Source organism: Sporosarcina sp. NCCP-2331 (assembly GCF_023707945.1).
GTDB classification, from domain to species: domain Bacteria; phylum Bacillota; class Bacilli; order Bacillales_A; family Planococcaceae; genus Sporosarcina; species Sporosarcina cascadiensis.
In genome coordinates this window covers 1-23,041 of record NZ_BRCD01000011.1, presented here as the reverse complement: position 1 = coordinate 23,041, position 23,041 = coordinate 1, and the positions used below count along the sequence as shown (strand labels likewise).

General features: G+C 46.1%; 21 protein-coding genes and 1 tRNA gene. 2 read left to right on the top strand and 20 right to left on the bottom strand.

Annotated elements, in window-relative coordinates; translation table 11 throughout:
- Positions 1-36 precede the first annotated feature (36 nt).
- The 4 genes from ehuD to NCCP2331_RS08205 form a co-directional block, all read right to left on the bottom strand.
- Positions 37-720 carry an ectoine/hydroxyectoine ABC transporter permease subunit EhuD gene (ehuD, locus tag NCCP2331_RS08220; RefSeq protein WP_251669917.1) on the bottom strand — a complete coding sequence of 228 codons (684 nt, stop codon included), beginning with the start codon at positions 718-720 and terminating at the stop codon, positions 37-39.
- Positions 720-1,379, bottom strand: coding sequence for an ectoine/hydroxyectoine ABC transporter permease subunit EhuC (gene ehuC / locus NCCP2331_RS08215; RefSeq protein WP_153721039.1), 660 nt, complete (start codon positions 1,377-1,379; stop codon positions 720-722). The genes ehuD and ehuC overlap by 1 nt, the downstream gene beginning before the upstream one ends.
- 132 nt (positions 1,380-1,511) lie before the next feature.
- Complete coding sequence (gene ehuB / locus NCCP2331_RS08210; protein ID WP_153721038.1) at positions 1,512-2,399, bottom strand: ectoine/hydroxyectoine ABC transporter substrate-binding protein EhuB; 888 nt, start codon at positions 2,397-2,399, stop codon at positions 1,512-1,514.
- A 420-nt stretch (positions 2,400-2,819) separates the two neighbouring features.
- Positions 2,820-2,891: transfer RNA gene (locus NCCP2331_RS08205), tRNA-Arg, on the bottom strand.
- Positions 2,892-3,123: 232 nt separating this feature from the next.
- On the opposite strand from NCCP2331_RS08205, the gene clpP reads away from it, so the two are divergent.
- Positions 3,124-3,717 (top strand): ATP-dependent Clp endopeptidase proteolytic subunit ClpP, encoded by a 594-nt coding sequence (gene clpP / locus NCCP2331_RS08200; RefSeq protein WP_153721037.1) that lies wholly within the window; start codon positions 3,124-3,126, stop codon positions 3,715-3,717.
- Positions 3,718-3,768: 51 nt separating this feature from the next.
- On the opposite strand, the gene NCCP2331_RS08195 is transcribed toward clpP, so the two are convergent.
- The 12 genes from NCCP2331_RS08195 to hprK form a co-directional block, all read right to left on the bottom strand.
- Positions 3,769-4,029 (bottom strand): HPr family phosphocarrier protein, encoded by a 261-nt coding sequence (locus tag NCCP2331_RS08195; protein ID WP_153721036.1) that lies wholly within the window; start codon positions 4,027-4,029, stop codon positions 3,769-3,771.
- Between the two features lie 45 nt (positions 4,030-4,074).
- The gene (gene whiA / locus NCCP2331_RS08190; RefSeq protein WP_153721035.1) at positions 4,075-5,007 is read right to left on the bottom strand and encodes a DNA-binding protein WhiA; all 933 of its coding nucleotides are present in this window, start codon (positions 5,005-5,007) and stop codon (positions 4,075-4,077) included.
- Positions 5,008-5,048: 41 nt separating this feature from the next.
- The gene (locus NCCP2331_RS08185) at positions 5,049-6,011 is read right to left on the bottom strand and encodes a gluconeogenesis factor YvcK family protein (protein ID WP_251669915.1); all 963 of its coding nucleotides are present in this window, start codon (positions 6,009-6,011) and stop codon (positions 5,049-5,051) included.
- Positions 6,012-6,018: 7 nt separating this feature from the next.
- Entirely contained in the window at positions 6,019-6,906 is an 888-nt protein-coding gene (rapZ, locus tag NCCP2331_RS08180; RefSeq protein WP_251669912.1) for an RNase adapter RapZ, read from the bottom strand.
- Positions 6,907-6,912: 6 nt separating this feature from the next.
- On the bottom strand, positions 6,913-7,389 hold the full coding sequence (locus tag NCCP2331_RS08175) for an 8-oxo-dGTP diphosphatase (RefSeq protein WP_153721032.1): 477 nt from the start codon (positions 7,387-7,389) through the stop codon (positions 6,913-6,915).
- Between the two features lie 203 nt (positions 7,390-7,592).
- A complete protein-coding gene (gene trxB, locus NCCP2331_RS08170; protein WP_153721031.1) occupies positions 7,593-8,543 on the bottom strand; it encodes a thioredoxin-disulfide reductase in 951 nt (316 codons plus the stop codon).
- A gap of 311 nt (positions 8,544-8,854) precedes the next feature.
- Positions 8,855-10,378, bottom strand: coding sequence for a tetratricopeptide repeat protein (locus NCCP2331_RS08165; RefSeq protein ID WP_251669910.1), 1,524 nt, complete (start codon positions 10,376-10,378; stop codon positions 8,855-8,857).
- A 90-nt stretch (positions 10,379-10,468) separates the two neighbouring features.
- On the bottom strand, positions 10,469-10,990 hold the full coding sequence (locus tag NCCP2331_RS08160) for an acyltransferase (RefSeq protein ID WP_153721029.1): 522 nt from the start codon (positions 10,988-10,990) through the stop codon (positions 10,469-10,471).
- Positions 10,987-11,643 (bottom strand): pyrophosphatase PpaX, encoded by a 657-nt coding sequence (gene ppaX / locus NCCP2331_RS08155; RefSeq protein WP_251669909.1) that lies wholly within the window; start codon positions 11,641-11,643, stop codon positions 10,987-10,989. Before ppaX ends, NCCP2331_RS08160 begins: the two co-directional genes overlap by 4 nt.
- Positions 11,633-12,598, bottom strand: a complete 966-nt coding sequence (locus tag NCCP2331_RS08150; protein WP_251669907.1) for a nucleoside recognition domain-containing protein — start codon at positions 12,596-12,598, stop codon at positions 11,633-11,635. The genes ppaX and NCCP2331_RS08150 overlap by 11 nt, the downstream gene beginning before the upstream one ends.
- Positions 12,579-13,412, bottom strand: coding sequence for a prolipoprotein diacylglyceryl transferase (lgt, locus tag NCCP2331_RS08145; protein ID WP_251669905.1), 834 nt, complete (start codon positions 13,410-13,412; stop codon positions 12,579-12,581). Before lgt ends, NCCP2331_RS08150 begins: the two co-directional genes overlap by 20 nt.
- The gene (hprK, locus tag NCCP2331_RS08140; protein WP_251669904.1) at positions 13,413-14,363 is read right to left on the bottom strand and encodes an HPr(Ser) kinase/phosphatase; all 951 of its coding nucleotides are present in this window, start codon (positions 14,361-14,363) and stop codon (positions 13,413-13,415) included.
- A gap of 228 nt (positions 14,364-14,591) precedes the next feature.
- Here hprK and NCCP2331_RS08135 point away from each other — a divergent pair, with 228 nt between their 5' ends.
- Positions 14,592-15,143, top strand: coding sequence for an N-acetylmuramoyl-L-alanine amidase family protein (locus NCCP2331_RS08135; RefSeq protein ID WP_251669902.1), 552 nt, complete (start codon positions 14,592-14,594; stop codon positions 15,141-15,143).
- 537 nt (positions 15,144-15,680) lie between these two features.
- On the opposite strand, the gene NCCP2331_RS08130 is transcribed toward NCCP2331_RS08135, so the two are convergent.
- From NCCP2331_RS08130 to uvrB, 4 genes are all read right to left on the bottom strand, one after another.
- Positions 15,681-16,886 carry a DUF4097 family beta strand repeat-containing protein gene (locus NCCP2331_RS08130; RefSeq protein WP_251669900.1) on the bottom strand — a complete coding sequence of 402 codons (1,206 nt, stop codon included), beginning with the start codon at positions 16,884-16,886 and terminating at the stop codon, positions 15,681-15,683.
- 904 nt (positions 16,887-17,790) lie between these two features.
- On the bottom strand, positions 17,791-17,937 hold the full coding sequence (locus tag NCCP2331_RS08125; protein ID WP_251669898.1) for a hypothetical protein: 147 nt from the start codon (positions 17,935-17,937) through the stop codon (positions 17,791-17,793).
- 60 nt (positions 17,938-17,997) lie between these two features.
- On the bottom strand, positions 17,998-20,865 hold the full coding sequence (uvrA, locus tag NCCP2331_RS08120) for an excinuclease ABC subunit UvrA (protein WP_251669896.1): 2,868 nt from the start codon (positions 20,863-20,865) through the stop codon (positions 17,998-18,000).
- Positions 20,866-20,872: 7 nt separating this feature from the next.
- Positions 20,873-22,855 carry an excinuclease ABC subunit UvrB gene (gene uvrB / locus NCCP2331_RS08115; protein ID WP_153721021.1) on the bottom strand — a complete coding sequence of 661 codons (1,983 nt, stop codon included), beginning with the start codon at positions 22,853-22,855 and terminating at the stop codon, positions 20,873-20,875.
- Between the last annotated feature and the right edge of the window lie 186 nt (positions 22,856-23,041).

Sequence of the window (23,041 nt, the reverse complement as noted above, 5' to 3'; positions counted from 1 at the left end):
CTCAACCTCTCTTTCATTCCACTCTGTTGCTTTTTATTATGCCAGCGTCTTTTTATCGAAGCTGCGGTTATATTTCTTTTCTAATTTATTGATTAGCAGTGCAGACGGGTAGCTCAGCAGCAGGAAGAACAGCGCGACGACTGTCAGCGGCTCCACGAACTTATAATACTGCGCTCCGTAATCATTGGCGATATGAAGCATCGCCACGACACCGATTGTAGAAGCCAGCGGGACTTCTTTGAACATGATGATCAAGTAATTGCCCAGCATTGGAATAGTCGGCGGAATCGCCTGAGGCAAAATAATTTTCGTCCACTTTTGACGCGTCGACAGATTCAGCGCTGTCGAAGCTTCCCACTGTCCTTTATCCACCGATTCAATTCCTGAACGGTATACTTCAGACATATAAGTGCTGAAATGGATTCCGAGCCCTAAAATAGCAGCTACAAAAGGATTGAGAGATACGCCTATTACCGGCATCATCGGCCATGCGTAATAAATGAAAAACAATTGGACAAGCGGCGGAGTCGAACGGATAAATTCAGCGATCCAGCCGAACAGCCACGTCACCGGCCGCCATGGCAATCTGCTGATAAACACCCAGAAGAATCCAAATACAGCAGCGAATACATAACACGCCAGCGTCAAACCGACGGTAATCCACAAACCTTTAAATATCAGTGGAATTACTGAAAAAAACACATCCCAGCTCCAAGTCATCAGCTAGCAACCCCTTTCTTCGCTACACTCTCCATCTTTCTTGTGAAGGCAATCAACGGCAGCGCAATCACAAAGTACATTACGAGGAGAAGTACATAAACCATCGGGGATTCCGCTATGTGCGTGCTTCGGTAAATATTTCCGTAATACAGCAGATCAGTCAATCCTATGAGTGATACTAATGAAGTTGCTTTCAAAATCTGTATTAAATAATTACCGTATTCCGGTAGCATCATGCGCAGAGCCTGCGGCAAAATAATATGGCGCATACGCTGGAACTTCGATAAATTCAGTGCGATAGATGCTTCTGTCTGTCCTGCAGACACCGCCTGAATCGATCCTCTGACGATTTCGGACATATAGGCTCCGTAGTTCAATGAGATCGCGAGGACTGCTACCCATACATCACTTCCAAGATGAATATTGAATAATCCTGGAAGTGCGTAGGAAAACCAGAATAATTGTACAATCAGCGAGGTGCCGCGGAATATCTCTACGTAAAAACCAGTGAATCCACGCAGCAGGGGGTTCGAATTAACACGCGAAAGCCCTGCAACCAGTGCAATGATGCTCGCGCAGATAATCGACAGGAACAATACCTGCAGCGTAATACCCAGCCCTTGTACGACCGCAGAAAATATATCGGGTAAGGAATTCACAAAAACCACTCCATTATTTATTGATCGTTAGTTAAAAACCAATTGCCGTCCGGTCTGCATCTGCCAGACTGACGGCCGATTTAACGAAAGAAAAAAGGTCATGCCGCTGTTGGGCATGACCCGGCTGTTCTCTTAGTAGTTATCTCCGTTACAAACACTTTCCGTCGTAATCTCGTTTTCCACCAAGTTATTTTCTTCGGTAAAGCCGAACGGTTCAATCAATGCAGCGATTTCGCCGCTTTCTTTCAACTTCTTCAATTCTTCGTTGTATGCTTCGCGCAGTTCGTCGTCACCATTCAAGAAAGCTGCCGCACCGTAGCTTGGCACTCCTTCGATATCCGGCTGTTCAAAATCTGTGACGAACTCCAATTTTTCATTGTTTGCAGATTCCAATGCCATCTTAATCGTCATCTCAGTGCCTGTCGTAACAGCTGCACGGCCTGATTCAACTGCCGAGAATGAAGCCGGGATATCCGGAACCATCATAATCTGGCTCTCCGCAACTCCTTCACGGATCATGAAGTCTTTTTCTGTCGCTCCGCTCATGACTGCTACTTTAATAGACGGATCAGCAGCGATATCCTTGTAACTCTTCAGATTCATCGGGTTGCCTTTTTCAACAATCAGGCCCTCACCATACTTAATTTCCGGCTCACCGAATGAAACGTTTGAGCAGCGGTCCGGTGAAATAGCCATACCTGCTGTAATCACATCAAACTTGCCGGCGCCTAACCCCGGGATCAATTGACCGAATTCGGAGAGCTTGCCGTCCACTTCGTCAACGCCCAGGTTTTCAAAGACCGCTTTGGCAATAGCAACCGCAGCACCTTGCAATTCGCCATTTTCTTCATACGCATACGGTTTCTCATTGGCAAAGCCGACTCTGACAACGCCCTTATCTTTTAGTTCATCCAACTTGCTGCCGCTTCCACTGCTGCCGGAATCTGAATCTCCGCTACCGCATGCTGCGAGCAAAAGAAGCATCATCACCGCCATAATACCTATCGCCGATTTCTTCATAATTCTCCTCCTTGATATTTTCATAAAACTTTCGTTTTACTTATTTGATAGATTACCATAACTAAAATTCGAGTTCAAACCAATTTTCATAATTTCTTAAAGTGTAAAATAATTACTGTTCTCGCTAACTATTGGTATGACAGCGTTTGCACGAGTCTTTTTCGACAATAATTTATTTAATTTTTATTTTTTACTAGGTGAAAAGACAGGCCTTTCTCTGTTTCATGAGTAATCTCCTGGGTATTTCCCTTTTTATATTTCCAGCCTTTCTTTCTATTCAAGTTGAGCTCTTATTAAATTAATCAAGAAAAATGAATTTAATTCATTCGGACGTTTTTTCTGCTGACTGCCTCTGGACAGATAAAAAAAGACTGAACAAATCGCATATGCGATCTGTTCAGTCTTCTTACTAATTAGTAGTGCCCTCGGCGGGAGTCGAACCCACATTTTAAGCTTCGGAGGCTTACGTGCTATCCATTGCACCACGAGGACTTGATATGATTTTCACATTTTTTACACGCTTCAAAAACAACTTGCAGAAAAAAGATATCCCTCTTTGAGACATCTTCCATTATATCGTGGAATAGAATGAAAAGCAATAGCTATTTATAAGGCGAATGATTTGACCTTTGTTGACCAACTTATGTAAAATACAATTATAGTTGAAATACCAACTGATTTCAACAGAACGATTATTACGAAACATTAAAAGGAGGAAGTACCATTGAATCTAATTCCTACAGTTATTGAACAAACAAACCGCGGTGAGCGGGCGTATGACATCTATTCCCGCTTGCTGAAAGACCGGATTATCATGCTCGGAAGCGGAATCGATGACAATGTCTCAAATTCGATCGTAGCGCAGCTCTTATTCCTGGAAGCTGAAGATCCGGAAAAAGATATCTCCATTTACATTAACAGCCCGGGCGGAAGCATTACAGCAGGTATGGCAATCTACGATACAATGCAGTTTATCAAACCCGATATCCAGACAATCTGCATCGGTATGGCAGCATCCATGGGCGCATTCTTGCTGACAGCAGGAGCTCCAGGCAAGCGTTATGCATTGCCGAATGCCGAAGTGATGATTCACCAGCCACTCGGCGGCGCACAAGGTCAGGCGACTGAAATAGAAATCGCTGCAAAGCGCATCTTGCACTTGCGTGAGAAGCTGAATCAAATCTTAGCTGACCGCACTGGACAGCCGATTGATGTCATCGCGAAAGATACAGACCGTGATAATTTCATGACAGCGGAACGCGCGAAAGAATACGGCTTGATCGATCACATCGTTCAGCGCAGCGATATGAAGAAATAAGCAAAATGAGTAAACGAAAACCGATTCTTCCAAAAGGAGAATCGGTTTTTTTTATTGCTGTTCAGTTTCTACAAGTTGTGCCAGATTTTCAAGAGCCAAATCTTCATCGATGCCGTCTGCCTGCAAAGTGATTTCCGTACCTTTTGCAATCGCCAGGCTCATGATCCCCATAATACTTTTGGCGTTTACCTGACGAACTTCTTTTTTCAAGTAAATATCAGCAGAGTATTTATTCGCTTCTTGCACAAATAATGCTGCCTGTCTTGCCTGTAAACCAGGTTTTATTCCTACCTTCACTGTTTTTTCTACCATATTGTATGCTCCTTTTCTTTCTTTTTCAGAATATAATACATTTGATCAGTTTCCGCGCAGCCGCTCGGCTATCTCTTCAATCTTTCGCAAGCGGTGGTTAACGCCTGATTTACTGACAGATGCACCGGACACCAGTTCACCCAGCTCTTTCAATGTGACGTCTTGATGCGCCACACGCAGCTGTGCAATTTCCTGCAGCCTCTCCGGCAGTTGTTCCAGTCCGATCGTCTGTTCAATCAGCTTAATATTTTCCACCTGACGCTGTGCCGCGCCAATTGTCTTGTTCAGATTAGCTGTCTCGCAATTCACAAGCCGGTTTACACTGTTCCGCATATCTCTCATAATACGAACGTCTTCAAATTTCATAAGCGAGACATGCGCCCCGATGAGTCCAAGAAAATCAGATATTTTCTCAGCCTCTTTCAAATAAGCGATAAATCCTTTTTTGCGTTCGATGGACTTCGCATTTAATTGGAACCGGTTCATCAGTTCCACAAGTGACTCACTATGCTTTTGATAGCTTGAAAACACTTCTAAGTGATACGAAGAGGTTTCTGGATTATTGACCGAACCTCCCGCCAAGAAAGCACCGCGTAAATACGCTCTCGCACAGCAGTCCATTTCAATTAGCACCGGATCAATCGTATCAACCATCTGGAAATCATGGGTTATAATGGAGAGCGCTTCCAGCAAGTCTTTTGCGCCGTCCCGTATCCGGCAAATATACACGTTATTTTTCTTCAAACGCATTTTCTTCCGTACCAGCAATTCTACTTTATAAGGATACAGCTTTTTCAGATTGGAATAAAGCCTTCTCGCAATCGCCGCGTTTTCAGTCTGCACATCCAGACTCAGTTGTTTATTGGAAAAAGACATCACGCCATTCATTCGAATAAAAGCAGCGATCTCCGCTTTAATACAGCAGTCATCCGCTTCAATTTGCGTCAGCTCTTTTTTTGTTTTAGATGCAAAAGACATGATATTCCCCCTTTTCGGCGATCTTCATATCTATCCGTCTTCTACGTTCTCTCTATATATCGCATGAGCACATCCGCCACGTCCGCTGATTTATGCATAATCACACCGTTGAACACCGTCGCGATTTCCTGCACAAAAACTTCGGGAACGAGCATTTGCAGTCTGTCCAGATCATTTTCCACCAGCCAGGGTTCTTCATCGGCAGGTATCCCGTACGCACGTCTGAAGGCATCTGCGTTATTGACGAGCACTGCATCCAGGAAAGGCACTCCCGCGTGGTCATACAGCGCCTGAACATGCTCAGAGGCCGTATACCGAAATGTCTCGCCTCTTTGCGTCGTCAAGTTGCCGATATACACTTTTTTCGCCTGGCTCGCAAGTACGGCTTCCCGTATATCCTGCACCAGAATCGTCGGCAAGATACTTGTATATAAACTGCCTGGACCAAATATGATCAAATCTGCTTTTTTGATCGTCTCAGCCGTCTCCGGCAGCGGCTTCACATCTTGAGGTGAAATGAAGACATTGCGAATTTTCCGCCCGTAGAGAGGAATTTTCGATTCACCTGTAATAATTGAACCATCTTCTAGCTCTGCATGCAAGGTAATCCGTTGATTTGCTGCAGGCAATACTTTCCCTTTTATGTTCAGGACCAGCCCCATTTGCTCCACCGCACGCGCAAAATCGCCTGTAATGTTCGTTAATGCGGTCAGCATGAGGTTCCCGAGCGAGTGACCTTTCAAATCGTCGGAACCTTCGAAACGGTACTGGAACATCTTCTCAATCAACGGTTCGACATCTGAAAGCGCTGCCATAACCTGTCGGATGTCCCCTGGAGGCGGGATGTCGTATTGGTCAAATAAACGTCCCGAACTGCCTCCGTCATCTGCTACTGTGACAATAGCCGTCAAATCAATGGGATAGCGCTTCAATCCGCGTAAAATGGTTGAAAGGCCTGTTCCCCCTCCGAATACTACGACTCTTTTTATAGTAGTAGATGGCATAGCCGTGTCAGCCCTTTCTTTTTTCGACATCCCGGTGAGAAATTTGCGTTGGATAGTCCCCTTTGAACTCTTTTCCAAAGTATTCCGCAAGAGTCACCGAGCGATGCTGGCCCCCTGTGCAGCCGAATGCGATGACTGCCTGACCTTTGCCTTCTTGCTTATATTGCGGGATCAGGAACTTGAACAGGTCGGTTAATTTCTCAATCAACAATTTTGTGTCATTCCACTTCAGCACGTAATCAGACACTTCTGGGTTCAAACCTGTCATTGGACGCAGCTCCTCTAAATAAAAAGGATTCGGCAGGAAACGAACATCGAAAACGACGTCTGCATCAATCGGCATACCGTGTTTGAAACCAAAAGAAACAAAGTTCAGCGTAAACGTCGGTTCTCCTTCAGCAGAGAACTCCCGCATGATTTTCTCGCGCAATTGTTTCGGCTTTAATTTAGACGTATCGTAAATTGAACGTGACAGGCCTTTCAGCTCCGTCAGCAGTATCCGCTCTCTGCGGATTCCTTCGAGCAGCACGCCGCCTTCAGAAAGCGGATGGGACCGGCGTGTTTCCTTGTAACGCTTCACCAAGGTCTCATCATCGGCATCCAGAAACAGCAGACTGGCTTTAACGCCGTCTTTTTTAAAAAGTTCCTCAAGCGCTGCAACCAATGAATCAAACAGGCTTCCGCCGCGTGTATCCATTACGGCTGCAATCCGTCTCATCTGATTATCCGACTTCATCATTAAATCCAGGAATGTCACGAATAATTCAGGTGGCAAATTATCGATGCAATAAAAACCCATATCCTCAAAACACTGCATCGCAACTGTTTTACCGGCACCTGACATGCCACTGATAATCACTACTTCGTATTCATTTGACCCGTGTGCTTGATCCATTTTTATTCATTCACCTTCCGTCGATTGTTGAAGCGACTCCTGCAGTAAGCGGAATTGCTCTGTATAGTAAAACGTTCCATATTGCATTCCTGCCCCATGGACTGCGAACAAGAGATTGGAACGATCCCCCTCTGCCATCGGTAATGTATGCAGACTCTCCACCGGATGCCACTCCAGCTCGCCTTCAGCTGTTGTTTCCAAAATGTCTCCCGAATAATCACGGGCTATAAATGTAAACAGCAGCCATTCATTCAGCAGTTGCTTTCCGTCATCGTCCATGGTCATCATTGTATAAATACCCTTCAAATGCGGCTGAATCGGCCTGGCGCCTGTTTCTTCAGTAAATTCCCTTACAGCAGCCTCGTAAATCGATTCCCCTTCGTCGATTTTCCCGCCCGGCGCTACATACCAGCCGCGTCTCGGCTTCTTGAGTAAAAGGACTTGTTCGTCTTTTACTACGAGTAAATTAGCAATTTTTTGCATATGTAGTCCCCACTTTTCACGTATGTATTCCTAGTATACAATGCTTTATAGAAAAACGACAAAAAAAGGAGGCTATTCACGGAAGTTTGTTACCGCAAATAGCCACAAAGTTGCTATATTTTAAAAGGGGGTCTTGACTTATACAAGTATACCCTTCCTACATTGCAAACCTATTACGTACAGATTACGAATAGATTAAGTTTTCAGGCTTTGGCTCCTACCTCATCCATCAGCTCTTCAATATATTTCTGAGCCGCCTGCGCAGCAACACTTCCGTCGCCTGTTGCTGTAACGACTTGACGCAGTAACTTTTCACGCACGTCGCCTGCAGCGTAAATTCCCGGAATCTTTGTTTCCATAATGTCGTTTGTTTCGATATAACCGTTCTCGTCCAAAATACCGAGTTCTTTAAAAGGCGCCGTTAATGGATCCAGTCCGATATAAATAAACATACCTTCCGTTTCCATTTCGCGTTCTGAGCCGTCTTCAGTTGATACAAGTGTAACAGAACCGACCTTGCCGTCCTTTTCGTTCACTTGCTTGACAGTCGTGTTCCAAATGAAATCAATCTTTTCATTCGCAAATGCACGCTCCTGCACAATCTTCTGTGCGCGCAGCTCATCACGGCGGTGAATGATCGTCACTTTATTCGCAAAACGCGTCAAGTACGTACCTTCTTCAACCGCTGAATCTCCACCGCCGATTACGACGATATCTTTACCGCGGAAAAACGCTCCGTCACAAACTGCACAATAACTGACACCGCGGCCGGTCAATTCTGCTTCGCCCGGAATTCCCATTTTACGGTATTCAGCACCTGTCGTTAAAATAACCGCACGTGCTTTAAAGCTATTTTCTCCTACATGAATTGTTTTGAACTCGCGTCCGTCTTCGATCTTCGTGACGTCTCCGTATGCATATTCCGCACCGAAACGTTTTGCATGGTCGAACATTTTCGTAGACAGATCAGGCCCAAGAATACTTTCGAATCCAGGATAGTTCTCAATCTCTTCTGTATTCGCCATCTGGCCACCGGGAACTCCCCGCTCCAACATTAATGTAGACATGTTTCCGCGTGCTGTATAAACAGCCGCCGTCATACCCGCCGGTCCTGCACCCACAATTATTACGTCATAAATTTTATCCGTTGACATCTGATTGTCCTCCTCAAATATAGAAAGTCTATATATAAAATCCTAGTGGAATTTTCGAATGAATTCAACTTAAATGCAACATCCATATTAACTGCATTGTCAAAGTTACCTAGTACCGTTGATTTCCGTTCCAGGCGGACGCGTTCTGGAGGGCCCGCGGTGAGCCAACTTGGTCGCTTCGCTCCCCTAAGTTGTCTCACCTGTCGGGCTGATCCTCCCAGAGTCGCCGCCTTGCACTCCAATCAACTGAGCAGGTTGGACATAGCATACCTTTCATGTAAAAAGTGTAATCCAACTTATACAGTTTGCCGTCAATCCGCAGAGTAAGGCAAAAACTGAATCAATTGCTGCACATACTTTGTCAGAGTGGCAACAGACACCCCGTATTTCTCCGCCAGGGATTTCTTAGTCACTTGATCATAGCGGGAAGACTGGAACATATAATCTACTGCTGCAGCTATAGCTTTAGGATTTGCAAACGCATATTTATCCGTGAGGGCGTTCTCACACAGCGTGAACCACATCTGAAATAAATGTGTCCCCTGCAAATCAAGCGGCGTGTACTGTTCATAAAGCAGCTCACAAATTTCCAGCGCCCGGCTGAACGATTTTTCGAAATCATTTTCCGCAATGAATTCATAATCCAGACTATGCGCTAAAAATAACTGCTCTGATGAACTGAGATCTTCCACGTTTATATATCCCGGATGTGACAGGATTTCCTGCAGATGCGAAGACTTGCCAAGTAAATACAAGCCGAACATCCGCTCACTGCTGTACGGATTTGATATCTTTTCAATCAAAAAAGGAACATCCTCTTCATACGCATCAGGATTCAGCTGGTCCTCTATTGATTTCCAAGGCTCGAACCCTTCTTTTGAAGGATCCATTTGAAGCAATTTATCGTAAGCCTGCTCCGCCACTTGTCGATGCCCCGTAAAATAAGCGGCATTCGAAAGCCAGAAATAATAACCTACATCGCCCTGGAAGCCGCGTTTCTGAAGACTGCGCAACCAATGATACGCTTCTTCATACCGGCCTGTCAGCGCAAACGTCGCACCTAGCTTGTATCGGTGCTCCACCTGATATGGTTTGATCTTCGCGAGCAGATCCATCATGCTTGTCAACCGCTCTTCGTCCCGTCCATAATAAAAAAACACAGCTAAATTACACAGCGCATGAATATTTCCTTTTTCTTCTTGAAGCACGTCATAGAGTATTTTTTCTGCACGGGCTTCTTCACCAATATAGAAATAAGCCAGCGCCAAGTTATTATGGACCGCCCAGTTTTTCGGGTAATCAGCGAGCAGATTTTCGAGCACTTCAATCGCCTGCTCAAAATTGCCTTCTTCCATTATTTTACGGGCCTTTTCCTGAATGAAAAGTACCTCGGCGTCCGGCAGCTCACCGTCTTCGAGATAGGTCTCTTCCTGATCTGCAAATTCAATGATTTCGTGTGATTCTTCCATGAACAGTCCGCCGGGAGAAAGCCCGATATATTTCAATGCATATTGTTTCGCTTCGCGCAGCAAGCCGAGGTGGGCATGAACTTCCGCCAGATAGAAAGTTGTTTCTTCATTATCCGGATCTAATTCATCCGCCTTCTTCAATAATTCGTAGGCATCTTCAAAACGACCGACTTCCATGATGAATACGCCATATTCCATATGCGTAAGCGCATCATCAGGATTCAGCTCCAAAGCACGTTTATAATACTTTTCTGCGTCTGAAAATTGCTCGCGCTGCATCGCCTGCATCGCGCGCTTGCGATAAAAATCACCGTCAGGCAAAAATGAAACAATCTTATTCTTGTTAAACCTTCGTTTTTTTTCCAATCGAACTCCTCCGAAAAAGTAAGAGGAACGCATATAACGTCCCTCTTTGCAATCTACCCTCTATTATAGCACATCTAACCTGCCCGTCATTCATTTGTCACTGCGTGCAGCCCGTGCTTTCATCTCTTCTGCTGTATAAATGATCCGCACTGGATTCCCGCCTGCAAAACAGCCGGCAGGAATATCCATATTAACCAGTGAAGCGGCGGAAACAATTGCGCCGTCCCCTATTTTCACACCGGGCAAAATCGTGGTATTCGCGCCAATTAACACTTCGTTGCCGATCTCCACATCGCCAATGCGGTATTCATCGATTAAATACTCGTGGGCAAGAATCGTGGTGTTGAAACCGATGATCGAATTATTTCCGACCGTAATACGCTCAGGAAACATGACATCCGGCACCACCATTAAAGCAAACGCTGTCTGTCTGCCCACCTTCATCCGTAAAAATAGTCGGTACAGTATATTCTTCCATGAAACAAACGGAGTATACCGTGCGATCTGGATCACAATGAAGTTCTTCGCTACTTTGAAAATCGAAACAGTCCGGTAAATATGCCAAAGTGAATTTGCTTCGCCTTTAGAAGCGTAGCGCTCCGTGCGTCTCACGGCCGCTCTCCATCGATCAGTGTAAACAAATCAGTCATGTGATGCAGCATATAATCCGGTTTAAACGTCTGCAAATATTCTTCTCCTTTAAGCGCCCAGGCAACAGCTGCCGTGCGGACTCCTGCGTTTTGACCGCCTAAGATGTCGTGGAAGTTATCTCCAATCATCAGCGCTTCTTCAGGCGAACGATTCAGTCGTTCTAATGCCAATAAAAGCGGCTCAGGATTCGGTTTTTCATTGGTCACGTCATCCAGACCGATCACCGTTTCAAAATAGGATTCGATTCCGATCAGACGCAGCCCTCTTTCCACCATGTCACGCTTTTTCGTAGAAACGACCGCCATTTTCAAACCTTTTGCATGCAGCTTGTGCAGTGTATCCGAAACGCCGTCAAATTCTGTTACATAAGCGTCATGATTGGCAAGATTCCATGCCCGATATTCCTGGATCAACTGGTCTGTCATCGCAGGTTCAATGGATGAAAAAGTATCTCTCAGCGACGGCCCGATAAAAGCCAATATGTCTTCACGCTGAAAACGCCCGGGAAAATGTTCTTCCAGCACATGACGGAAAGTAGCAATAATCAATTCATTTGTATCGCCAAGCGTTCCGTCAAAATCAAATAATAACGTGGTAATCGGTTTAATAGTCAATGACAGACTCCTCCTTCGCTTTCGGCTGCTTCCAAAACACACCGACCGTTATAGTCAGCAGAATCGCGGTCACAAGCCGTATCAGAAACAATGGCCAGATCGGTATACCAAGCGGCAGAAATAATAAAGTATCTTCAATTACAGCGTGGCAGGCCATCAGAAAAATGAATGCTAACGTAATATCCCGTTTGGAAACGCCGTCTTCGCGGACAGCCTGTATCATCACACCCGCTCCGTAAGCCAGGCCGATCAGCAAGCCCGCAACAAGTGTCATCGAGGTATTCGGCTTCACGCCGATTAACTTAGTGAAAGGAGCTAGTCCTTTTGAAAAATGTTCTAAATAATTGCGGTCTTTAACAAATTGAACAAGCAGCATCAACGGGATGACAATCAGCGCAAGCTGCAGAACGCCGAACGCTGCTTTCTCGATTCCGAGCAGCAGGATTTGCCAGACTCCCTGTGGAACCGCTTCAGCCTGTGGCGTCAAGCCGTACTGGGCGATTTCTGAGCCGCCTGTCCAAAACAGATTCAGCAAGATGCCCGCCGTTGCCGCCAATCCCAGCCGTACTGCCAGGACCAGCCACAGCTTGACGCCCACCTTAAGCGCCACAGCTGTCTCAATGAACAAATTATGCGCAAAACTGATCATCAGCGCAATAATGAAAACTTCTTTTACCGTTAATTCCAGAGAGATGATCCCTGCAATTCCGGCATACAAATTCAATGTATTTCCCAGCACAATCGGCACAGCGGCTTCTCCGCGCAGTCCGAAGATATGCATCAGCGGCGCAACCAGTTCGACAAGCCAGGGTAAAATCGGCGTGAACTGTAAAATCGTTATGAGCAGTGTAATGGGAAAGATGATCTTTCCCAGCGACCAGGTCGTGTGAAGACCCGATTTCAGTCCATTGCTGAGTGTACTGGATAATGCGATTTTATTTTCGTTTTTCTTCATAATTCTCGTTCACTTTCATAATAAATCTGCGATACAGCAAAATCGCAATTCCGATAACGACTCCGGCAACAGAGACCAGCTGCGCCGCACGCAGAGCTCCTATTACATACAGACTGTCCGTCCGCATGCCTTCAATAAAGAACCGGCCGATCGAATACCAGATAACATAAAACAAAAAGATTTCCCCGCGTTTGACAGTAATGACTCTGCGCAGAACCAAGATCAATATCAACCCGGCTACATTCCACATCGACTCATAGAGAAACGTCGGATGATACGTCACGCCGTCAATTGTCATTTGATTCATGATCCAGTCAGGAATAATCGTATTCTCTTTAAATGCCTCGGTAACCGGACCGCCGTGCGCTTCCTGATTCATGAAATTTCCCCAGCGTCCGATAATTTGGCCTATCAGCAGACCGGGTGCTGTAATGTCCGCAACTTTCCAGAATGACACACCGCGTTTTCTGGTAAATATGACCGCTGTGATGACAGCACCTATCAGCGCCCCGTGTATCGCGATTCCGCCATTCCAAATCTGGATGATCTGTTCCGGATGCTCGCTGTAATAGTCCCATGTGAAGATGACATAGTAAATTCGGGCGCTGATGATCGAAATTGGGATGGCCCAAATCAGCATATCCGTCAGAAAGTCCGGATGCATGCCTTTTTTCAGCATCTCCCGCTGTACTATAAAAAATCCTAATATGATTCCCATTGCGATTAGAATGCCGTACCAGCGCACTTCTAACGCATGTTCCGAACTGCCGATTCTAATTGCAACCGGATTGATCGCAAGTAACAATAAATTCACTTAGTCGAGCCCCTCTTCTTTCAAAATTTCCGCATTATCCGCGATTGCCTGATCCAGCCGTTTCGTAAATTCCTCGGCTGCATTAAAACCAAGACGTTTCATTCGGTAATCCATCGCTGCCACCTCTATGATGACCGCAATATTTCGCCCCGGACGCACAGGAACCGATAACTTTGTAATTTGCGAATCCAGTATGACTACCTTTTCTTCATCGATACCTAAACGGTCGTAATGTTTATCTTCATCCCAAATTTCCAGATCTACAGCCAGCAGCACCCGTTTATCGTCTTTTACAGCGCTTGCACCGAACAGTGTCATCAAATCAATAATCCCGACTCCTCGGATTTCGAGCATATGTTTTAATATTTTCGGCGCTGTCCCGATCAGGATATTTTCCGCCACTTGACGAATTTCCACGGAGTCATCGGCAATGAGACGGTGACCTTTCTTAATGAGCTCAAGCGCAGTTTCACTCTTCCCTACGCCGCTCCCGCCTGTGATCAGTACACCTACTCCGTAAACGTCTACCAATACACCGTGGACAGTCGTCATGGGAGCCAGCTGGCCTACTAAGTAATTCGTCAGCATACCGGAAAACTGCGTCGTTTTGTAATCCGTCCGCAAGACAGGGATGTTTTTTTCATCTGCCAGCTGACTCAGTTCTCTCGGCCCCTCTTCACCGTGCGCGATAATAAAAGCAGGCGTATTATTGGAACAAAGGCGTTCCAGCCGCTTTCTTCTGGTAATGGCAGGTAATGTTTCCAGAAATGACATTTCTTTTCGCCCGATCAATTGGACGCGTTCTGATGGATAATAATCAAAGTATCCGGCCATCTCCAGACCAGGCCTCGAGATATCGCTCATCAGGATATGCCGGTGAATCCCTTGATGTCCTGCGATCAACTCAAGCCCGAATCGATTCATAATATCTTCTACTGTTAGTTCCCCCATAAAGTTCCCCGCTTTCCAGCTGTTTTATTTCATTTGAAATGGAATTTTCACGTACTTGTCAGCCAAGCTTGCCATTCAGATTGATCAGATGTACAACTGACTGCTTTCCCAATCCTCATTTTAACATGTAGGAAAAGAAAAGAAATGGATTTCTCCTTGTCTGCTTTATGCAGGTGTCCACTTTTTCAGAAAACTGACTATATACAGGATAAAGGAGAGTGGTTGAAAATGACACTGATTGTTCTTGATGCCGGACACGGACCTGAAACACCAGGGAAACGGTCGCCTGACGGTAAGCTTCGCGAGTTCCAATTTAATTTGGCAGTTGCGGAGATGGTGGGTGTCCGCCTGACCAGAGAAGGCCTGAACGTTCGCTATGTACATGAAAACTCACGGGACGTGCTGCTGTCTGAACGCACGGCAGCAGCCAACCGAATGAAAGCGGACGCTTATGTATCGATTCACGCAAATGCCCATACGAGTGGCTGGAGCGAAGCACAGGGAATAGAAACGTATATCTATCCGGCTGCCAGTAAAAGTTCCGCAATTTTAGCAAACTTGGTTCAGCAGTCGCTCATTGCGGCTTGCAAACGGCCTGACCGCGGGGTGAAGAAAGCGAATTTCGCTGTGCTGCGGGATACGCAGATGCCTGCGATTCTTGCAGAATGCGGCTTCATGTCACATAAAACAGAGGCTGTGCTGCTTCAGAATAAAGTCTACCAGCTGCAATGTGCACGGGCACTGGCTTTCGGAATTTTAAACTGGGCTTACCAAAAGTAAAAATACCTGCACTGCCGCATTTTCAGCGGAGTGCAGGTATTTTTTATGTGTTTAGAATGGCTCCTTGCGAATGGAGTTTCACTAGTGAATGCGCAATATAGGGTAAGTGGAGAGAAAACGTTTCCCTGCGTTCCAGGCGGACGCGTTCCGGAGGGCCCGCGGTAAGCCAACTTGGAATGCAAAGATGTGCTCCTAACGCTTCGCTTTTACTCGCAAAAGCCGTTCTTCGTGACGGCTCTCGCTTCGCTCCCGCAAGTTGTCTTACCTGTCGGGCTGATCCTCCCGGAGTGGTTTTAGCCGCGGGCTTCACACGAAGTGAGTCATGCAACCGTTGCCGCAGGACGCGGCGTACTTAGGTTGCCTGGAACGAAGGTACACTGGCTGGTGTTTCAATACTTTTTATGTGAGCAGGCAGTATGAGCAGGGCATTTGAGACTTTAATAGGTGAAGTATTTCATACAATACTTATTATTCTGCAAAAACAAAGGCAATCCCCCAGAGCCGAAGCGGTTTTATGCTGCAGACTCAGTAATTCGTTCAAAACTCAACCGAATTGTAGTGGACTAAAACAGAACCTGTTTTGGATTCGCCTGAAATCTGTAAAGGAGCTTTTGTTTCATCCTCACCGGCTTTAGTGAAGCGGATTGTGCGGTGTAGGAATTGTTCCTGTTCTTCCACACGCGATACATCTTTCAGCTGCAGATCAAGCTTACCCATATTAGAGATGATCTCGCCTTTCAGACCGACTGTCGATGGGAAATACAGCTCAACTGCTCCGCTGATGGACTTGGCGTCCAGCCGCTTCGCATTCAATGCAGTCGTTGTCAGGCTGACATTGCCGTTCAGCGATTTCGCATCTGCATCGATCAGTTCACCGTCGGCATAGACACGTCCGTTCAGCGTCTCCGCTTCCAGCTTATTGCCCCGTACTTTCAATAAACGGATCATTCCGTTTGCGGTTTCCAGTTCCGCTTCATCAAACGCAATATGAGCACATTCAATTTTGCCATTCGCGGTTTTGATGCGAAGTTCATTGAAATCGATGCCTTCCACTGAGCAGCCACCGTTCAACAGACGCACGGACAGCTTTTTATATGGCTGCGCTTTAGGAATATAGAGCTTTACATTCACCTGAACCATTTTCATATCACTGCCGATACGCAATTTATTGCCGTCTTTGACGAACAGCAGTTTTTCTAGAAATTGGTTTCGTGCTTCTGTTTCAGAATCATGATTGAAATGTTTAACAGAGAATTCTGCGGTGATTTGATCATCTTCAGATGGATGAATCTCCACTTTCCCGTGGTCAATATGGATAATTACTTGTTCTATATCTTCTGCCGTCTTGGTTTCAGTATGTGTAAAGCTGACCGATTTGCTGAACGGTGCTTCGAAATCAAAGGTCTTTACGCGCTGTACAGCCGTATCCATGAATTGCATAAAACGGTCTCCTGCTGTCATGAATTCTTTGCGGATATCTTCGAAAAAGTCGTCTGCAGATGATTCGTCAGTTGTTTGGTCCGGATCTTTTGATTGATTGAAGGACTTTTTCTTCTGCGGCTCTTCAAACCAAGGCTGATCTTGTTCCATTTGGTGACCGGTCTTTGAGTCAGTGGACGTTTTTTCGTGCTGATCTGAAGTATCCGATTGTTTCCCAAGGGCTTCCAATAATCTCAATGCTTCGTCTGCTGTGATTTTACCTTCTTCAAGCAAAGTAAGTATTCGTCTGCGTTCGTTTTGCATCGTAAGACTCCTCCTCATTATGGGCGTACTTTTCTTTTCCTAACTATTTATACGGCTGTGCGCTGTAAAAGTTTCATCTATATAGGTTAAATTAATAAATAAGCATTCCATAAATTACCTAGCACCGTTGATTTCCGTTCCAGGCGGACGCTTTCTGGAGGGCCCGCGGTGAGCCAACTTGGTCGCTTCGCTCCCCTAAGTTGTCATCACCTGTCGGGCTGATCCTCCCAGAGTCGCCGCCTTGCACTCCAATCAACTGAGTAGATAGAACATAGCTTCCTTATGATGTAAAAAGTTTAATACAACTTATATAGAAATAAGATTGCACTGTACGTGTGCTTGACAGTCTATTTCATAAGCACTTTTAGATTTGTCTGTAATTGCGCAGGATAGGGAAAGTGAGAAGAGACCGTTTCCCTACGTTTCAGGCGGACGCTTTCGGGAGGGCCCTCGGTGAGCCAAGCGAACAGCGAAGGGTTCGCTTTGCCGTATTTCTGCGCTCTTTGCGGAAATTAAGGCAAACTGTGCTCATAACGCTACGCTTTTATTCGCAAAAGCCTTTCTTCGTAAAGGCTTTCGCTCCCGCAAGTTGTCTCATCCTATCGGGCTGATCCTCCCCGAGTGTTTTTAGCCGCGGGCTCACACGAAGTGAGTCATGCAACCGTTGCCGCAGGACGCGGCGTACTTAGGTTGCCTGGAACGAAGGTACACTGGCTGGTGTTTCAAAAATTTTTATGTGAGTTGCAGTATGAGCATACTATTTGAGATTATTACGATAGGTGAGGTATTTCATGCATTACTTAACCTTTATTAAATGCTCAGAACTTTGGAATCAATGCATTTGCAAGGTCGAGCAGCGAAACCACGCCAACTAAATTCACACTTAGTAAAAAAGCAGCATGAATTACATTCCCAGCACCAGCGAAGGCGCAACTGCGGGGTCAGCCGTGGCAATGAGACTGCTGGCACGCTCTTCGCCAGTAGGCTCATTGCGTAAGGCAATCCCCCAGCGCCGAAGCGGGTTCAAACTGCAAACACATACCTTATTCAAACCTCCTGCAACGTCGAGCAACGAAATCTACACATATTAAATCCACGATATTCACCAAAATTATTTCTTCCCTGTTTTTGCAATCAGCTCTTTCATACGATTACGGTCACGTTCAAGAATGGTTTTCAGGTACTTGCCTGTGTAGGATTCAGGAACTTCTGCCACTTCTTCCGGTGTTCCTGTTGCGACGATTTGCCCGCCTTTGTCTCCGCCTTCCGGGCCGATATCGATAATATAGTCAACAGTTTTGATGACGTCGAGATTATGCTCGATGACGAGAACGGTGTTACCTCCGTCTACCAGACGCTGAAGAACCTCCAGCAATTTCGCGATGTCGTGCACATGCAGGCCGGTTGTCGGTTCATCTAAAATATAGAATGACTTGCCGGTTGAACGTTTATGAAGTTCTGAAGCCAGTTTCACACGCTGCGCTTCACCGCCTGATAATGTCGTAGCCGGCTGGCCCAATTGGACGTAGCCGAGGCCAACGTCAACTATCGTCTGCAATTTACGGTGAATTTTGGGAATGTTTTCAAAGAACACGACCGCATCTTGCACAGTCATGGCCAGTACATCCGCGATGTTTTTGCCTTTGTACATCACTTCCAGTGTTTCACGGTTATAACGTTTGCCGTGACAAACTTCACAAGGTACATAGACGTCAGGCAGGAAATGCATTTCAATCTTAATGATCCCGTCACCGCGGCAGGCCTCACAACGTCCGCCTTTGACATTAAAGCTGAACCGGCCTTTTTTATAGCCGCGCACTTTCGCTTCATTGGTCATGGCGAAGACATCACGGATATCATCAAACACACCTGTATAAGTAGCCGGATTGGAACGCGGCGTGCGCCCGATCGGAGACTGATCAATGTCGATGACTTTTTCAAGCTGCTCCACACCGCTGATCTCATCAAATTTACCCGGCTTCTGTTTTGAACGGTTCAGCTTTTGTGCCAGGGACTTATGCAAAATTTCATTGACCAATGTACTTTTCCCTGATCCTGAAACACCCGTCACCGCAATAAACTGGCCAAGCGGGAAAGCGACGTCCAGGCTTTTCAGATTGTTTTCTGAGGCTCCTTTAATGACAATGCTTCTGTCCTCCCGCTGTCTGCGTTCCGTCGGCAGTGGAATGAATTTTTCCCCGCTCAAATATTTACCCGTCAATGACTTTTTATTTTTCATTACTTTGGCCGGTGTGCCGGCAGCAACGATCTCACCGCCTGCCACGCCGGCTCCCGGGCCAATATCGATCAGGTAATCCGCGGCCATCATCGTATCTTCATCATGCTCTACGACAATCAGCGTATTACCGATGTCCCGCATGCTCTGCAGCGTTGCGATCAGCCGGTCATTATCCCGCTGATGCAGTCCGATGGAAGGCTCGTCCAAAATATAAAGTACACCTGTCAGACGGGACCCGATTTGCGTTGCCAGACGGATTCTTTGCGCTTCACCGCCCGATAATGTACCTGCTGAACGGGACAGGTTCAGATAATCAAGTCCCACATTAATCAGGAAGCCGAGACGTTCCTGTATTTCTTTTAAAATCATGTCTGCAATCTGGGCATCCTTCTCAGACAGCTCCAGCCCGTCAAAAAACTTCACAGTTTCTACGATGGAACGCTCGGTAATCTGTCCGATATGCCGGCCGTTGACGAGAACCGCCAGCGACTCGGGTTTCAAGCGATAGCCAAGACATGCAGGACAGGGGTTCTCTGTCATATACTTGCCCATTTGTTCGCGGATATAATCAGAAGACGTTTCATGATAGCGGCGTTCTACATTACGCAAGACGCCTTCAAAATAAATATTGCTGTCACGTGTGCTGCCGAACTCATTGGTATAGCGGAAATGAATCTTTTCTTTCGTTGATCCCTTCAGCAGTTTCTCTATATCTGAATCTGCCAGTTCGCCCGCCGGAACATTCATGTCAATATGGTAATGCTTTGCCACCGTCTTAAGCAGCTCCGGATAGTATTGCGAACTTGTCGGCTCCCAAGGCGCGATGGCGTGCTCCTTTAAAGTCAGATCTTTATTCGGTATCACCAGATCAGGATCTACTTCCAATTTCATTCCGAGACCGTCACACTCCGGACAGGCACCGAATGGACTGTTGAATGAAAACATTCTCGGTTCAAGTTCGCCGATGGAGAATCCGCAAATCGGGCAGGCGTGATGTTCACTGAAGAACAGTTCTTCCTCTCCAATAACATCTACGATCACATTGCCGTCCGCTAGACGCAGTGCTGATTCCAACGAGTCACTGAGACGGGTCTCTACGCCCTCTTTCATGACAATTCGGTCGATGACAATTTCGATCGTATGCTTTTTATTTTTATTCAAATCAATATTATCGTCGAGGTCCATTGTTTCCCCATTGACACGGACCCGGACGTAGCCTTGTTTCTTAATATCTTCTATTAACTTTGCGTGGGTGCCTTTTCGTTCCGAAATAATGGGAGCCAGCACTTGAATGCGGGTCCGTTCCGGCAGTTCTATAATTCTGTCCACCATTTGTTCAACCGTCTGCGTGGAAATTTCTGTTCCGTGCAGCGGGCAAACCGGCTTCCCTACTCTGGCGTACAGTAAACGCAAGTAGTCATAGATTTCCGTGACGGTGCCTACCGTTGAACGCGGATTTTTACTCGTCGTCTTCTGATCAATTGAAATAGCCGGTGACAGCCCTTCAATGGAATCCACATCCGGTTTATCCATCTGTCCGAGGAACTGCCGCGCATAGGAAGATAATGATTCTACATACCTTCGCTGTCCTTCCGCATAGATCGTATCAAACGCAAGTGAGGACTTGCCCGAGCCTGACAAACCGGTAATGACAACCAGCTGATCTCTCGGAATTTTGACGGTAATATCTTTCAGGTTGTGGGCTCTCGCTCCCTGTATCACAAGTTCTTTATTTTTCATCCAGATTCTACCTTTCTGCCTTCAGTTCTATCAGCGTGTCGCGCAGCTCAGCAGCTCTTTCGAAGTCCAGCGCTTTCGCCGCATCTTTCATTTCTTTTTCTACTTTGACGATCAGCAGGCCTTTCTCGTCTTTCGACAATTTCTTTCCTTCCGTAATACGCTGCAAATAGGATTCCGTTTCTTCCGCCACCTGAGTCGCGCGGATTGCCTCACGAATCGGTTTTATAATTGTTTTCGGAGTCACTCCATGTTCCAGGTTATACGCCATCTGAATTTCACGGCGGCGTTCGGTTTCACTGATTGCTTTTGCCATGGAATCGGTCATTCTGTCCGCATACATGATGACACGTCCCTCAGAGTTCCGCGCTGAACGCCCGATCGTCTGGATCAGTGCGCGCTCTGAACGCAGGAAGCCTTCTTTATCCGCATCCAAAATAGCCACCAATGAAACTTCCGGTATATCGATTCCTTCCCGCAGCAAGTTGATGCCGATCAGGACATCGTACGTTCCGATTCGCAGATCACGAATAATTTCTGTACGTTCCAGTGTCTTGACCTCCGAATGAAGATACTGGACTTTGATTCCGATATCTTTCAGGTAATCCGTCAGATCTTCCGACATCTTCTTCGTCAGCGTCGTGATGAGCACCCGTTCATTACGCTCGATACGCAACTGAATTTCATCCAATAAATCGTCAATCTGCCCTTCGATCGGTCTCACTTCGATCACTGGATCCAAAAGACCTGTCGGACGAATGATCTGTTCCACCATTTTATCTGTATGTTCAATCTCATAAGGACCCGGCGTTGCAGATATATACATCGCCTGGCTAATATGTTTCTCAAATTCCTCAAACATCAGCGGGCGGTTGTCAAGCGCAGAAGGCAGGCGGAAACCATGTTCCACAAGTACTTTCTTGCGGGCCTGGTCACCATTATACATTCCGCGGATCTGAGGAAGGGAAACGTGGCTTTCATCCACCACGATCAAGAAATCATCAGGGAAATAATCGAGCAGCGTGTAAGGTGTTGCGCCTGCTTCACGCAGTGTCAAATGCCTGGAATAGTTTTCGATTCCTGAACAGAAACCCATTTCCCGCATCATTTCTAAATCATAGTTCGTACGCTGTTCCAGTCGCTGAGCTTCGAGCAGCTTATCATTTTCACGGAGATATTTCAGCTGTTCCGCCAGCTCTATTTCAATATTATCAATTGCCTTCAATAATTTTTCTTCCCGTGTAACGAAGTGGGAACCCGGGAAGATTGCGACATGTTCCCGGTCGCCTATCACTTCACCTGTCAGGGCATCGACTTCACGAATCCGCTCAATTTCGTCCCCGAAGAATTCCAGACGGATACAGCGCTCATCGCGTGCCACCGGAAATACTTCCACGACATCGCCTCTGACGCGGAACGTTCCCCGTGTAAAGTTGATATCATTCCGTTCATACTGGATATCCACCAGTTTGCGCAGCAGTTCATTCCGGGGAATTTCCATACCGGTTCTGATTGAGTAAACCATCTCATTGTATTCTTCCGGCGATCCCAATCCGTAAATACAGGAAACAGAGGCCACAATCAGCACATCATTACGCTCGAACAAGGAACTGGTTGCGGAGTGGCGCAGCTTATCGATTTCATCATTGATGGAAGAATCTTTCTCAATATAAGTATCCGTCTGCGGCACATAGGCTTCCGGCTGATAAAAATCATAGAAACTGACAAAGTACTCTACTGCATTATCTGGAAAGAACTCTTTAAATTCGCTATATAATTGACCGGCCAATGTTTTATTATGGGCAATGACCAGTGTAGGTTTATTTATTTCAGTCAGGACATTCGAAACGGTGAACGTTTTGCCTGTTCCTGTGGCACCTAATAAAGTTTGATGCTTTTTTCCTTCTTTCAGGCCGCCGACAAGACTTGCGATCGCGGATGGCTGATCTCCCTGCGGTGTATAAGGCGCCTGTAATTGAAAAGTTTCATTCACACAATTCCACTCCTATTCCTAAATAGATCGTCCTTCTATTTTACCACAGGATGCAGTTTTTCAAAAGAATTAACGAACGTACGTTTTAAACGGACTATGTTATGTATAGTACTTTACCCTTTCAGAAGTTAAAGAAACTCCAGCCATGCGCACATATAAAAAAGACACTAAACAGAATATCTGCAT

Coding starts and splice junctions, on each gene's coding strand:
- ehuD (WP_251669917.1), bottom strand. CDS start 720: ATGACTTGGAGCTGGGATGTGTTTTTTTCAGTAATTCCACTGATATTT.
- ehuB (WP_153721038.1), bottom strand. CDS start 2,399: ATGAAGAAATCGGCGATAGGTATTATGGCGGTGATGATGCTTCTTTTG.
- NCCP2331_RS08195 (WP_153721036.1), bottom strand. CDS start 4,029: ATGGTAGAAAAAACAGTGAAGGTAGGAATAAAACCTGGTTTACAGGCA.
- whiA (WP_153721035.1), bottom strand. CDS start 5,007: ATGTCTTTTGCATCTAAAACAAAAAAAGAGCTGACGCAAATTGAAGCG.
- NCCP2331_RS08185 (WP_251669915.1), bottom strand. CDS start 6,011: ATGCCATCTACTACTATAAAAAGAGTCGTAGTATTCGGAGGGGGAACA.
- rapZ (WP_251669912.1), bottom strand. CDS start 6,906: ATGGATCAAGCACACGGGTCAAATGAATACGAAGTAGTGATTATCAGT.
- NCCP2331_RS08175 (WP_153721032.1), bottom strand. CDS start 7,389: ATGCAAAAAATTGCTAATTTACTCGTAGTAAAAGACGAACAAGTCCTT.
- trxB (WP_153721031.1), bottom strand. CDS start 8,543: ATGTCAACGGATAAAATTTATGACGTAATAATTGTGGGTGCAGGACCG.
- NCCP2331_RS08150 (WP_251669907.1), bottom strand. CDS start 12,598: ATGAAGAAAAACGAAAATAAAATCGCATTATCCAGTACACTCAGCAAT.
- hprK (WP_251669904.1), bottom strand. CDS start 14,363: ATGGGGGAACTAACAGTAGAAGATATTATGAATCGATTCGGGCTTGAG.
- NCCP2331_RS08135 (WP_251669902.1), top strand. CDS start 14,592: ATGACACTGATTGTTCTTGATGCCGGACACGGACCTGAAACACCAGGG.
- NCCP2331_RS08130 (WP_251669900.1), bottom strand. CDS start 16,886: ATGCAAAACGAACGCAGACGAATACTTACTTTGCTTGAAGAAGGTAAA.
- uvrA (WP_251669896.1), bottom strand. CDS start 20,865: ATGAAAAATAAAGAACTTGTGATACAGGGAGCGAGAGCCCACAACCTG.